This is a genomic window from Pseudarthrobacter sp. TE3704 (assembly GCF_056279405.1).
The window spans coordinates 586,174-599,452 of sequence record NZ_JBWCCJ010000001.1; the positions used below are offsets into that span (position 1 = coordinate 586,174).

The following is a 13,279-nucleotide window of genomic DNA, read 5'->3' on the forward strand; positions in this document are numbered from 1 at the left end:
CCCAAGCCCTTGAAAACCCAAGCCCTTGAACACAGGACTGACATGACACAGACCATCGAAACACCAGCAGCCGGCACAGCCACCACCGCCGGTGCGCGCGCCCACGCCCGGGAACAGCACGGCCGGACCGCGGACACTATGCGCTTCGTACCGGCCGCTTCCGCCCCGGCACGCTTCACGGAGGGACTGCCCGACGGCGTTCGCCCCACCTGGGCCGAGTCCCTGGCCTTCGGCCGGTACACCACCATGACGCTTGCCCGCGGCACCCGCGTCCGGCTCACGGACACCGCCGGTGATGCCTGCGTGCACACGCTCCTGTACCGGGCCGGGGCCCTTCACGAACGCCTCAACGCCGCGGACACCGTCAAGGTCCCGTGGCAGGCCTACCCCGGGAAGGGCCACCCGCTGCTGTCCGACGCCGGCCGCCTGATCGCCACCATCGTGGCTGACACCTCATCCCGCCACGATGCCCTGACCGGCGCCACCACGCTCAGCGGAAACACCGCGCGGTACGGCGCCGGAACGGCCCACAGCGCATCCCCGGCAGCCCGCGAACTCCTTACCCTCGGAGCCCTGAAAACCGGGCTCGGCCCCCGCGATGTGGCACCGTCGCTGACGCTCTTCAAGGGCATCAACGTTGACCCCGCCGGCACCATCACCTTCACCGGGAGCGCCGGCCCGGGCACCGCCGTCGAACTCCTGCTCCAGATGGACGCGGTGCTGGTGCTCGCCAACACCGCCCACCCCCTTGACCCCCGTGAAACGTTCACCGGAACCGCCGTCGACGTCGTCGCCTGGCACGCGCCGCAGGACCTCGCCGCGCTCGAGGCGGGCACCCTCGCCAGCCCCCTGGCGCCCGAACACCTGCAGGCACTCCGCAACACCGAACACGACCTCACCGCAAGGAAGGCCCGATGAACACCGCCATTGACACCAAACCCATCCCGGCCGCGGGCGAAACCGCACTGGTGCCCGGCGCCGTGGTCCTCGACGAGTTCGTGGAAGCCAGAGGCCCCTGGTCAGCGGTCGTGGCAGCCGGCGACGTGCTGACCATCGTGGACCTGGAAGGCAACCAGGCCGTGGACTGCCTGCTGTACGCCGCAGGAGACACGACCGTCCGCTACTCGGCACCCGTCACCATCGCCCGGCAGCAGTCGATCGTCCTCACCACAGGTTCGGTGCTTCGCGCGGACACCGGAGCTCCGCTGATGACCGTCATGGCAGACGAAGTGGGTGTGCACGACACCATCGGCGGCGCCTGCTCGCAGGAATCCAACACCCTCCGCTACGGCCAGCACACCCGCGAACAGCACGCCTGCGTTGAAAACTTCCTCATCGAAGGCTCCCGCTGGGGCCTGGGAAAGCGGGACCTGGTGTCCAACATCAACTGGTTCATGAACGTTCCCGTGGATCCGGACGGTGCCCTGGGAATTGTTGATGGACTGTCAGCCCCCGGCAAGCGTGTGGCGCTGCGGGCCGAGGTGGACACCCTGGTCCTCGTCTCCAACTGCCCGCAGATCAACAACCCCTGCAACGGCTTCAACCCCACCCCAGTCCGCATGATCGTCACCCGGCCGGAGGCAGCGCTGTGAACACTTTCGACACCCTGCTGATCGCCAACCGCGGGGAAATCGCCTGCCGCATCATCGAATCAGCCAAAAAACTCGGACTGCGGACCGTCGCCGTATTCTCCGAAGCGGACCGCGGCGCCCGCCACGTCCGCCTCGCCGACGAAGCTATACTCCTCGGCCCCGCACCTGCCAAAGAGTCCTACCTCCGGGTGGATGCGCTCCTGGCAGCGGCGAAGTCCACCGGGGCAGGAGCCATCCACCCCGGATACGGGTTCCTGTCCGAGGACGCCGCTTTTGCCGAAGCCGTGGAAGCAGCAGGACTGGTCTTTGTTGGCCCCACATCGGAACAGCTGCGCATCTTCGGCACCAAGCACACGGCACGGGACGCCGCCCGCGCCGCCGGCGTCCCCATGATCGCCGGATCCGGACTTCTGGCGGATGTGGCTGAGGCCGTAGAGGCAAGTGCCGCCATCGGCTTCCCCCTGATGCTCAAGGCCACCGGCGGCGGTGGCGGCATCGGCATGACGATCTGCCGCACCGAGGCCGAACTGGTGGAGAGCTTCCCCCGGGTTGCCCGCCTGGCGGGGGCCAGCTTCGGCACTGCGGGCGTCTTCGCGGAACGCTACGTCGAAAACGCCCGGCACATCGAAGTCCAGGTTTTCGGCGACGGCGAGGGCCGGGTGGTCAGCCTCGGCGACCGCGACTGCTCCCTCCAGCGGCGCCACCAGAAGGTTCTTGAGGAAGCGCCGGCTCCGGACCTGCCCGAGGAGCTGCGCGAAGAACTGCACCGCAGCTCCCGCGCACTGTGCGCCTCGCTCAACTACCGCTCCGCAGGAACGGTCGAGTTCGTCTACGACTCCACCCGCCGCGAAGCGTCCTTCCTGGAGGTCAATGCCCGGCTCCAGGTGGAGCACCCCGTCACCGAGGCCGTCACCGGGGTGGACCTCGTGGAGTGGATGCTCGGGCTGGCACAGGGCGGCGCGGAAGCCCAGGGCGTACTCGCCGGCGTCCCTGACAGCCTGCCGGTTTCCGGCAACGCGGTGGAGGCACGCGTGTACGCCGAGGATCCGGCCCGCGGCTTCCAGCCCAGCGCCGGAACCGTCACCAACGCCGTGTTCCCCGCCGCGGAGGATGTTCGCGTGGACGCCTGGGTGGAAACCGGCACCGAGGTGTCCACCAACTACGATCCCCTCCTTGGCAAGATCATCACCTCGGCAGCAACGCGCGCTGAGGCCTTCGACCGGCTGGCCGCAGCGCTCGCCGGAACCCGGATCGACGGCATCGAAACCAACCTTGGAATGCTCCGCGCCGTGGCGGGACTGGACGTGGTCCGCAGCGTCGAGCACTCCACCAGCACCCTGGACTCGGTGGGCGATCCGGAACCGCGGATCACCGTGGACCGCCCAGGCCTGCAGACGAGCGTGCAGGACTGGCCCGGCAGGACCGGCCTGTGGCAGATCGGCGTCCCGCCGAGCGGGCCCATGGATGACCTGTCCTTCCGGCTCGGCAACACCGCGCTGGGCAACCCCGAAGGCGCCCCCGGTCTGGAATTCACCATGACCGGGCCCAGCCTGACCTTCACCCACGCCACCACCCTCTGCGTCACCGGCGCCGAGGTAACAGTGACGGTTGACGGGGCGGAGGTGCCCGCCTGGGCGCCGGTGACAGTGCCCGCAGGCGGCACCCTCGACGTCGGCACCGCCGCAGGGCACGGGCTCCGCGGGTACATCCTGTTCCAAGGGGGCCTGGACATTCCGGAGTACCTTGGCAGTGCCTCCACCTTCACACTCGGGCAGTTCGGCGGACACGCCGGACGCGTCCTCCGTGCCGGCGACGTCCTCCGCACCGTGAAGCCCGCAGCCGGCACCGCAGCAGCAGCACCGGAAACAGCGGTGCCCCTCGACAGCCGGCCCGCCCTGACCGCAACCTGGGAACTCGCCGTGGCCGAAGGCCCGCACGGGGCCCCGGAATTCTTCCAGCGCGAAGACATCGAGGAACTGTACGCCGCCGAGTACGAGGTGCACTTCAACTCCGCCCGCACCGGCGTCCGGCTGACCGGTCCCAAACCCCGCTGGGCAAGGACCGACGGCGGCGAGGCGGGCCTGCACCCGTCCAACATCCATGACACCGCCTACTCCGTGGGCGCCCTCGACTTCACCGGCGACACCCCCATCTTGCTGGGACCGGACGGCCCCAGCCTGGGCGGTTTCGTCTGCCCCGTCACCGTGGTGACGGCCGACCGCTGGAAGCTCGGCCAGCTCCGGCCGGGGGACAAGGTCCGGTTCGTTCCCATCGAAGTCGGCCAGGCACCGTCCGCCAAGGACCTCGGGCCCGGCCGGCAGCTGGTGCTGCCCGGCGACGCCGGCTGGTCGTCAGAGCTGTCAGGCAACCTGTCAGCGCACCTCCCAACAAAGACTGCAGCAGCGCCGGCAGGCAGGAGCGCCGGGCGGGGAGACGGCGACGACGGCGTGCTCGGCCGGGTGCCTGAAGGCGCCGGACGGCCCGCGGTCACCTACCGACGCTCCGGCGATGACAACCTGCTGGTGGAATACGGCGAGATGGTCCTGGACCTGGGGCTGCGTGCCAGGGTGCACGCCTTGCACCAGCACCTCGAACAGCTCCGCGTGCCCGGGATTGTGGACCTGACCCCCGGGATCCGGTCCCTTCAGGTCAAGGTGGACCCGTCGGTCCTGGCCACCAAGCGGCTGCTGGGCCTCGTCCAGGACATCGAGGCGGCACTGCCCGCGAGCTCCGAACTGGTGGTTCCCAGCCGCACAGTCCGGCTGCCGCTGTCCTGGGACGACCCGGCAACGAGGGAAGCCATTCAGCGCTACATGGCAGGCGTCCGCGATGACGCCCCCTGGTGCCCCTGGAACATCGAGTTCATCCGCAGGATCAACGGACTGGACTCCGTCAACGACGTCTTCGACACCGTCTTCAACGCCGAATACCTGGTCCTGGGCCTCGGGGATGTTTACCTCGGCGCCCCGGTGGCCACGCCGCTGGATCCGCGGCACCGGCTGGTGACCACCAAGTACAACCCGGCCCGGACCTGGACGCCGGAGAACGCGGTGGGCATCGGCGGGGCCTACATGTGCATTTACGGCATGGAAGGCCCCGGCGGCTACCAGTTCGTCGGCCGCACCACCCAGGTGTGGTCGCGCTACGCCGATTCGGCTCCCTTTGAGGCGGGCTCCCCCTGGCTGCTGCGTTTCTTCGACCGGATCTCCTGGTACCCGGTCAGCCCCGAGGAACTCCTTGACCTGCGTGCCGACATGGCCGCCGGAAGGGGCCGCGGCGTCGAGATCGAGGAGGGCACCTTCTCCCTGGCCGAGCATGAGCTGTTCCTTGAGGAAAACCGTGAGTCCATCGCGGCATTCCGCGAGACGCAGGGCGCGGCATTTGCGGTGGAACGGCAGGCATGGGCCGACGCCGGCGAGTTCGACCGCGCGGAGGCGCTGGCCGCCGTCGTGGCCCCCGCGGCAGACGACGTAGTGGTTCCGGATGGCGGGTCCCTCGTGTCCGCGCCGTTTGCCGCGAGCGTCTGGAAGGTTGATGTTGCAGTGGGGGACCGGGTGGCCAAGGGCCAGCCGCTGGTTTCCCTCGAGGCCATGAAGATGGAAACGGTGCTGGAAGCGCCCTGTGACGGCGTGGTGCTCCGCGTCCTGCCTGCCGCCGGTTCACAGGTGGTGGCGGGCGAGGCCGTGGTGGTCCTCGGCAGCGATGACCTGGAGCCTGCGGACCTGAAGCCAGCGGACCTGGATGCCCCGGAACTGGAAGAGGCAGCAGTATGAGCAACGCAACCACGCGCACGGCCACTGCACGGGTGAAGGCGGCGCTCGCCGCCGTCGAAGCAGTGGACCGCCCCGAAATCTGGATCACCCTCCGCGGTGAGGCGGAGCTGCTGGCCGAAGCCGCTGGCATCGACGCAGCCGTAGCCGGCGGTGCGGACCTGCCGCTCGCCGGGCTCCTGCTGGCCGTCAAGAACAACGTGGACGTGGCGGGCATCCCCACAACGGCGGCGTGCCCCGGCTTCGCTTACCTGCCGGAGAAGGACGCCCACGCGGTGGCCCGGCTCCGGGCCGCCGGCGCACTCGTCCTCGGTGCCACCAACCTGGACCAGTTCGCCACCGGGCTCGTCGGCACGCGCAGCCCGTATGGTGCCGTCCGGGACTCCCGCCGCCCGGAGTTCATCTCCGGCGGCTCCAGCTCCGGTTCCGCGGTGGCAGTGGCGCTGGGGCTGGTGGACATCGCCATCGGAACGGACACTGCAGGATCAGGCCGGGTGCCGGCGGGGCTGCAGGGAATCGTGGGAATCAAGCCGACGCTGCACGTTGTGTCCACCGCCGGCGTGGTCCCCGCCTGCCGGTCCTGGGATGCCGTCACCATCTTCGCCCGGGAGCTGTCCACCGCGGAGCTTGCGGTGGGGGTGATGGCCGGCAGCGCGCGGACCTGGCCCAGCGATACCCGGCTGGCAGCACCGGCGAGGCCACGCGTGGCCTACCCCGCCGGCCTGCCCGCCCTTCCGGACTCCTGGGCAGCAGAGTTCGGGCGCCAGGTGGACCGGCTCCGCGCCTCGGGCGTGGACGTCCAGCCCATCGAATTCGACGCCTTCCTGGACGCGGCGCGGCTGCTGTACGACGGAGCCCTGGTGGCCGAGCGCTATGCCGCGGTGGGCACGTTCATCGAAACGGCCGACGGCGGCACGGACGGGCAGGAGGGCATCGACCCCACGGTGGGCGGAATCATCCGGGCGGCCGGCACGTTGCCCGCCCACCGCTACCTTGCGGACACCGCCAAACTGGAAGAACTGAAACGCAAGGCGATGGCAGGCCTTGAAGGCTTCGACGCCCTGCTGGTTCCCACGGCGCCGTTCCACCCCACGCTGGCCGAGGTGGCCGCCAACCCTGTGGGCGTGAACTCCCTGATGGGCACCTACACGAACTTCTGCAATCTGTTCGACCTCTGCGCGGTGGCCGTCCCGGCTGGCGTGGTGGGCGGTTCCCAGTTCGGGCTGACAGTGGTGGGCCGGACCTTTGACGACGCGGTTGCCGCCGACATCGCCCGCAGGATCGAAACAACCCCTGCCGCGCCGGAACTCTTTGCCGCCGGCGCAGTACCGGCAGTGACGGCTGCAGCCGGCCAGCCGTCGTCGTCCGTTCCCTGGGCGGTGGCCGCCGGCGCTGCGGCGGTCCCGCTGGTTGTGGTCGGTGCCCACCGGAAGGGCCAGCCGCTGGCTCCGCAGCTGGAGGAACTCGGGGCGGTCTGGGACGGTCCCGTCCGTACGGCCGCCCGCTACCGCATGGTGTCCCTGGACACCGTGCCGCCCAAGCCGGGCGTCTACCGGTCCGAGGACGGCGCGGAACTCGTGGGTGAACGGTGGCTTCTGTCGCCTGCGGGGCTGGGCTCGTTCCTGGCGTCCCTACCCGAACCCATGCTGCTCGGATCCGTGCAGCTCTCCGACGGGTCAACCGCCGTAGGGTTCGCCTGCGACGCCGTGGCCGCCGCCAGCGGCGAGGACATCACGCGCTTTGGTGACTGGCTGGCGGACCGGAAGGAGCTCGTGAGCCCTTGAAATACTCCGAGATATCGGTGACGAGTTCATTGACGGCCGCGGGGATGGAGCCGTGGAAGCCTTTGGGGGAGAGCTCGTAGGTGCTGCCGGGGACCGCGGCGTGCAGCCGCTCCGCCGTGACCTTGTAGTAGCTGGGGCTCTTGCCGCCGGCCATGAAATGGGTCGAGGCGGGCAGCACGCTGAAGTCCCTGGCATGGTCGGCCTCGTTGTAGGCGGCGCGCAGCTCGCCCACGCCGCTGGGCATGACCTCCTGGAACATCCTGTTGATCCTGGTGTTCGAGACCAGGGCCATCAGCCCGGCCAGGACAGGCTCGGGAATCCTTGCGAGGGCTGTGCCGGGGCTGGTGGCCTTCTTCATGTGCGCCAGTGCATGACCCACCTTGCCGTTATTGACAGCGTCCTCGAACCCGTCCAGCCAGGTGGTGTCGATGCTGCCGTCGATGTTCACCGCGGCGTCGTACACCGCGAGCTTGTCAGGCACGTAGGAGGTTCCGGTGAACTCCTGGACGGCATTCAGGGCAACCGCCCCGCCCAGGCTGTGGCCCAGGATGTTCCGTGCTCCCGTGACATCAAGGACAGCCCGCACGTCTGCAATTTCGGTGGCCATCGAATAATCGGCGGGCTGCTCCGACGAGCTGCCGCGGCCCCGGCGGTCATACACGTCAACCGCCCAGCCGTCACCCAGGCCCTTCGCCAGCCCGACCGAAAACGGCCGGTAGATCAGTGCGGTCAGGAACGCCCCGCCGATCAGCACCACGCGGCGTTCCCCCGGCGCATCAACGGTGCCGTAACTGTATAAGGCCAGGCGGCCGCCGTCGTGCGTTGGAATGACCTGTTCTTTCACCACCCCATCGTAGGCGGGCGCCGGGGGAGCAGCCGCGAAGCCGGGCCAGCCCAACTCCCGGTAAACTTGATGACTGTGACTTCCCAAAACACCCCCGCCCCCAAGAACGCCCCAGAGCCCCTCGATGCCAGCGAGCAAATGCGGATCCGCATGGAGAAGCGCGCCAAGCTGATTGAGCGCGGCTCGGAGGCGTACCCGGTGGGCGTGGAACGGACCCACTCCCTCGCCGAAATCCGTGAAAAGTACGCCCACCTCGAGGCAGACGACACCACAGGCGACGTTGTGGGCGTCACCGGCCGCGTGGTCTTCGTCCGCAACACCGGCAAGCTGTGCTTCGCCACGCTCCAGGAGGGCGGCACGGACGGCAAGGGAACCCGGCTGCAGGCCATGCTCAGCCTCGCCAACATCGGCGAGGAAGCGCTCGCCGACTGGAAAGCCCTGGTGGACCTCGGCGACCATGTGTTCATCAAGGGCGAGGTGATTTCCTCCCGCCGCGGCGAACTGTCCATCATGGCCGAATCCTGGACCATGGCCTCCAAGGCCCTCCGTCCGCTGCCGGTGCTGCATGCCGAGCTGAACGAGGAAACCCGCGTCCGCCAGCGCTACGTGGACCTGATGGTCCGCGACGAAGCCCGCGAAATGGTCTACACGCGTGCCGCCATCACCCGGTCCATCCGCGAAACGCTCTTCCGCCACAACTATGTCGAGGTGGAAACGCCCATCCTGAACCTGGTCCACGGCGGTGCCCTGGCACGGCCGTTCGAGACCCACATGAACGCCTTCGACCAGAAGATGACCCTGCGCATCGCCACGGAGCTTTACCTCAAGCGTGCCGTGGTGGGCGGCATCGACCGCGTCTACGACATGGGCCGTGTGTTCCGCAACGAGGGCGTGGACTCCACCCACAGCCCCGAATTCACCACCCTGGAGTGCTACGAGGCGTGGGCGGACCAGTTCGTTATGGCCGAACGCATCAAGGAGATCATCCTCGACGCCGCGGACGCCGTGGGTGCGGGCCGCGTCATCCAGACCGACGCCGGGGAAATCAACCTCGACGGCGAGTGGGCCTGGCTTGCGGTCTACCACGGGCTGTCCGACGCCGTTGGGCAGGAAGTCACGCCGGACACTCCGCTTGAGGTGCTTTGCGGAATCGCGGAGAAGCACGACGTCAAGGTCGATCCCAAGTGGGACGCCGAAAAGCTGGCGGTGGAACTCTTCGGCGAAATCGTGGAGCCCACCCTGCTGAACCCCACCTTCGTCTACGACTACCCGCCCTCCGCGCAGCCGCTGGCCCGCCCGCACCGCGAGGACGGCCGGCTCATCGAGGCCTGGGACCTGATCATCGGCGGCATGGAGCGCGGCACCGCCTTCTCGGAGCTGATCGACCCCGTCATCCAGCGCGAACGGCTCACCGAGCAGTCACGCCATGCCGCGGCCGGCGACGACGAGGCCATGCAGCTGGACGAGGACTTCCTACGCGCCCTTGAGTACGGCGCCCCGCCCATGGGCGGCATCGGCCTCGGCATCGACCGCCTGGTGATGCTCTTCACCGGTGCGGGTATCCGGGAAACCATCCTGTTCCCCCTGTTGAAGCCCGAAGGGCACTGATCATGGAATACGTGGCAGTCCTCCTGCCCTCGCTGGTGGTGGGCCTCATCTTCTGGTTCGCCATGAAGGCAATCTTCAATGCGGACAAGTCCGAGCGCCAGGCGGAGGCCCGGGCCCAGGCTGAAGCGGATGCCCGCGCGGCGCAGCTCCCGGACGGGCCGCCGGCGGACCGCCCGGACCCCGAATCAAAATAGATAAAAACCCCTAATCCCCTGCCTTTATCCCCAAGGAACCATTAGGCGCTTTGACGCGTTGCCATAAAAAGAGTCATACTTTTAAAGGAAACATCCTGCTTTTCTGAAAACCGACCCTTTCCAAGAGGAAGACCTTTAATGGCACAGAAAGTAAACATCATCCTCGTTGATGATCTGGATGGGGGATCCGCAGACGAGAATGTAAAGTTTGGCCTCGACGGGGCCAACTACGAGATTGACCTCTCGACGGCCAATGCCGCCGAACTCCGGTCTTCGCTTGAGCGGTTTATTGCCGCGGCGCGAAAGGCTTCGGGTGGCCGCGCCACCCGCACCAAGGCTGCTCCTTCCGGGGGCCGCAGTCACGATTCAGCACAGATTCGCCAATGGGCGCGGGATAACGGCTACACCGTTAACAGCCGCGGCCGAATTCAGGCCGAAATCCAGGAAGCCTACCAAAAGGCAAATTCCTAGCCGCAGGCCAGGCGCCCGTATTAAGCCCTGCTTCCCCTTACCGGGAAGCAGGGCTTTTTCGGGTCCGGAAACGCTAAAAACCCAAGTGGCCCGCCGTCGTCGTAATTAATCCAGACTTTTGGGGTGGCAGCGGTTAGCAGGGCCGCTTTCGTTCATGCTGCGGCCTGCCCGCCAGCTCCATAGGGAAAGTGCCGTAGACACCCGCAGTGGCCAGTCCATGAGGCCGGCCTGCCTGCGGTTCGGGAAAGGTCGTGTCAATATTCCCGAACCCCTCCGGTTTCCCCTGTGGCGAACACGCTCCACAAGTCCGGGCCCGCCACGTAGCATCAAAGTACGTCGTAGCTAGGAGTGTGGCGAAATGTTTGAGCGATTTACGGACCGTGCCCGTCGCGTAGTTGTGCTTGCCCAAGAAGAGGCACGCATGCTGAACCACAATTACATCGGTACCGAACACATCCTCTTGGGTCTGATCCATGAGGGTGAGGGCGTTGCCGCCAAAGCTCTTGAGTCCTTGAGCATTTCGCTCGACGGCGTTCGCGAGCAGGTGCAGGAGATCATCGGACAGGGCCAGCAGGCGCCGTCCGGCCATATCCCCTTCACCCCCCGTGCCAAGAAGGTACTGGAGCTCTCGCTGCGCGAGGCACTCCAGCTGGGCCACAACTACATCGGCACGGAGCACATCCTGCTCGGCCTCATCCGCGAGGGTGAAGGTGTTGCCGCGCAGGTTCTGGTCAAGCTTGGCGCCGACCTGAACAGGGTCCGCCAGCAGGTCATCCAGCTGCTTTCGGGCTACCAGGGCAAGGAGACCACCGGTGCAGGCGTCGGTTCGGGCCAGCCCGAAGGCGCCCCTGCCGGTTCCGTTGTCCTGGACCAGTTCGGCCGCAACCTGACCCAGGCTGCCCGCGAGAACAAGCTGGACCCGGTCATCGGACGCGAGCAGGAGATGGAACGCGTCATGCAGGTCCTCTCCCGCCGCACCAAGAACAACCCGGTCCTCATCGGCGAGCCCGGCGTCGGCAAGACCGCCGTCGTCGAAGGCCTGGCCCAGGCCATTGTCCGCGGCGACGTACCGGAAACCATCAAGGACAAGCAGCTCTACACGCTGGACCTTGGCTCCCTGGTGGCCGGCTCCCGTTACCGTGGTGACTTCGAAGAGCGCCTGAAGAAGGTCCTCAAGGAGATCCGTACCCGCGGCGACATCATCCTCTTCATTGACGAGATTCACACGCTCGTCGGTGCCGGTGCCGCCGAAGGCGCCATCGATGCTGCATCCATCCTGAAGCCCATGCTGGCCCGCGGTGAGCTGCAGACCATCGGTGCCACCACGCTGGACGAGTACCGCAAGCACATCGAGAAGGACGCTGCGCTGGAGCGCCGCTTCCAGCCGATCCAGGTCAAGGAACCCTCCGTGGCACACGCCATCGAGATCCTGAAGGGCCTGCGTGACCGCTACGAGGCACACCACCGCGTCACCATCACCGACGGCGCCCTGGCCTCCGCTGCCAGCCTCGCCGAGCGCTACATCTCGGACCGCTTCCTGCCGGACAAGGCGATCGACCTGATCGACGAGGCAGGCGCACGGCTGCGCATCCGCCGCATGACCGCTCCGCCGGAGCTAAAGGCCATGGACGAGCGCATCGCCAAGCTGAAGATGGAGAAGGAGTCCGCGATTGACGCGCAGGACTTCGAAGGTGCTGCTGCGCTCCGCGACAAGGAGCAGAAGATGATTTCCGAGCGCTCGGAGAAGGAGCGCCACTGGAAGTCCGGCGGCATGGACGACATCTCCGAGGTGGATGAGGATCTCATCGCCGAGGTGCTGGCCAACTCCACCGGCATCCCCGTGTTCAAGCTGACCGAGGAAGAGTCCTCGCGCCTGCTGAAGATGGAAGACGAACTGCACAAGCGCGTGGTCGGCCAGAACGAGGCCATCAAGGCCCTGTCCCAGGCCATCCGCCGCACCCGTGCAGGGCTCAAGGACCCCAAGCGCCCCGGCGGCTCGTTCATCTTCGCCGGCCCCACCGGCGTCGGCAAGACCGAGCTGGCCAAGGCACTCGCGGAGTTCCTGTTCGGTGAAGAGGACGCCCTCATCACGCTGGACATGTCCGAATACTCGGAGAAGCACACCGTCTCGCGGCTCTTCGGTGCCCCTCCGGGATACGTGGGCTACGAGGAAGGCGGCCAGCTGACCGAGAAGGTCCGCCGCCGTCCGTTCTCCGTGGTGCTGTTCGACGAAGTTGAGAAGGCCCACGCGGACCTCTTCAACTCGCTGCTGCAGATCCTTGAAGACGGCCGCCTGACCGACTCCCAGGGCCGCGTGGTGGACTTCAAGAACACCGTGATCATCATGACCACCAACCTGGGTACCCGGGACATCTCCAAGAGCGTTGCCACCGGTTTCCAGTCGGGCACCGACACGCAGACCGGCTACAACCGCATGCGTGCCCGTGTGACCGAGGAGCTCAAGCAGCACTTCCGCCCCGAGTTCCTGAACCGTGTTGATGACGTTGTGGTGTTCCCGCAGCTGACCCAGGACGAGATCATCGAGATCGTGGACCTGTTCGTCACCCGCCTGGAGAAGCGCCTTAAGGACAAGGACATGGGCATCGAGCTCACGCCCGCGGCCAAGGTGCTCCTCGCAACCCGCGGCTACGATCCCGCCATGGGTGCCCGGCCGCTGCGCCGCACCATCCAGCGCGAGATCGAGGACCAGCTCTCCGAGAAGATCCTGTTCGGCGAGATCCACGCCGGCGACATTGTCGTAGTGGACGTGGAAGGCGACGGCGACGACGCCAAGTTCACGTTCGCCGGCAACGCCAAGCCGCGCATCCCGGAAATCGCCCCGAGCGTCTAAAGCATCACGTAAGGCCCCGCCAGCTCCCAGAGCAGGCGGGGCCTTCCGCTTTTAACCCGCCCCACCCAAAGGTTGAGTCCGCGGGTCCCGTGGCTGGGCCTGGTGCCGTTCCGTGGTTGCGTCCGGTGCCGACCATCAGGGATTTCCCGGCGCCTGCTCGTTCCT

General features: G+C 67.3%; 9 protein-coding genes. 8 read left to right on the plus strand and 1 reads right to left on the minus strand.

Annotation, left to right across the window (positions count from 1 at the left end; genetic code table 11):
• Window positions 1-42: 42 nt before the first annotated feature.
• From ACZ9BC_RS02785 to atzF, 4 genes are read left to right on the plus strand one after another with little or no spacing between them, the layout of a single operon-like run.
• Window positions 43-918, plus strand: a complete 876-nt coding sequence (locus ACZ9BC_RS02785; RefSeq protein WP_476244627.1) for an urea amidolyase associated protein UAAP1 — start codon at window positions 43-45, stop codon at window positions 916-918.
• Window positions 915-1,592 (plus strand): urea amidolyase associated protein UAAP2, encoded by a 678-nt coding sequence (locus ACZ9BC_RS02790; RefSeq protein WP_476244628.1) that lies wholly within the window; start codon window positions 915-917, stop codon window positions 1,590-1,592. The genes ACZ9BC_RS02785 and ACZ9BC_RS02790 overlap by 4 nt, the downstream gene beginning before the upstream one ends.
• Window positions 1,589-5,365 (plus strand): urea carboxylase, encoded by a 3,777-nt coding sequence (gene uca / locus ACZ9BC_RS02795; protein WP_476244629.1) that lies wholly within the window; start codon window positions 1,589-1,591, stop codon window positions 5,363-5,365. The genes ACZ9BC_RS02790 and uca overlap by 4 nt, the downstream gene beginning before the upstream one ends.
• Window positions 5,362-7,146 (plus strand): allophanate hydrolase, encoded by a 1,785-nt coding sequence (gene atzF, locus ACZ9BC_RS02800; protein ID WP_476244630.1) that lies wholly within the window; start codon window positions 5,362-5,364, stop codon window positions 7,144-7,146. Before uca ends, atzF begins: the two co-directional genes overlap by 4 nt.
• On the opposite strand, the gene ACZ9BC_RS02805 is transcribed toward atzF, so the two are convergent.
• Window positions 7,094-7,990 carry an alpha/beta fold hydrolase gene (locus ACZ9BC_RS02805; RefSeq protein WP_476244631.1) on the minus strand — a complete coding sequence of 299 codons (897 nt, stop codon included), beginning with the start codon at window positions 7,988-7,990 and terminating at the stop codon, window positions 7,094-7,096. The genes atzF and ACZ9BC_RS02805 overlap by 53 nt on opposite strands.
• A 69-nt stretch (window positions 7,991-8,059) precedes the next feature.
• Between ACZ9BC_RS02805 and lysS the strand changes: the two genes are divergently transcribed.
• The 4 genes from lysS (at window position 8,060) to ACZ9BC_RS02825 (ending at window position 13,114) form a co-directional block, all read left to right on the plus strand.
• Window positions 8,060-9,598: a lysine--tRNA ligase gene (gene lysS, locus ACZ9BC_RS02810; protein ID WP_476244632.1), complete on the plus strand. Its 1,539-nt coding sequence runs from the start codon at window positions 8,060-8,062 to the stop codon at window positions 9,596-9,598.
• 2 nt (window positions 9,599-9,600) lie between these two features.
• The gene (locus ACZ9BC_RS02815; protein WP_476244633.1) at window positions 9,601-9,792 is read left to right on the plus strand and encodes a hypothetical protein; all 192 of its coding nucleotides are present in this window, start codon (window positions 9,601-9,603) and stop codon (window positions 9,790-9,792) included.
• Window positions 9,793-9,930: 138 nt separating this feature from the next.
• Window positions 9,931-10,263 (plus strand): histone-like nucleoid-structuring protein Lsr2, encoded by a 333-nt coding sequence (locus ACZ9BC_RS02820; RefSeq protein WP_476244634.1) that lies wholly within the window; start codon window positions 9,931-9,933, stop codon window positions 10,261-10,263.
• Window positions 10,264-10,621: 358 nt separating this feature from the next.
• Window positions 10,622-13,114 carry an ATP-dependent Clp protease ATP-binding subunit gene (locus ACZ9BC_RS02825; protein WP_079596847.1) on the plus strand — a complete coding sequence of 831 codons (2,493 nt, stop codon included), beginning with the start codon at window positions 10,622-10,624 and terminating at the stop codon, window positions 13,112-13,114.
• The last annotated feature ends 165 nt before the right edge of the window (window positions 13,115-13,279 follow it).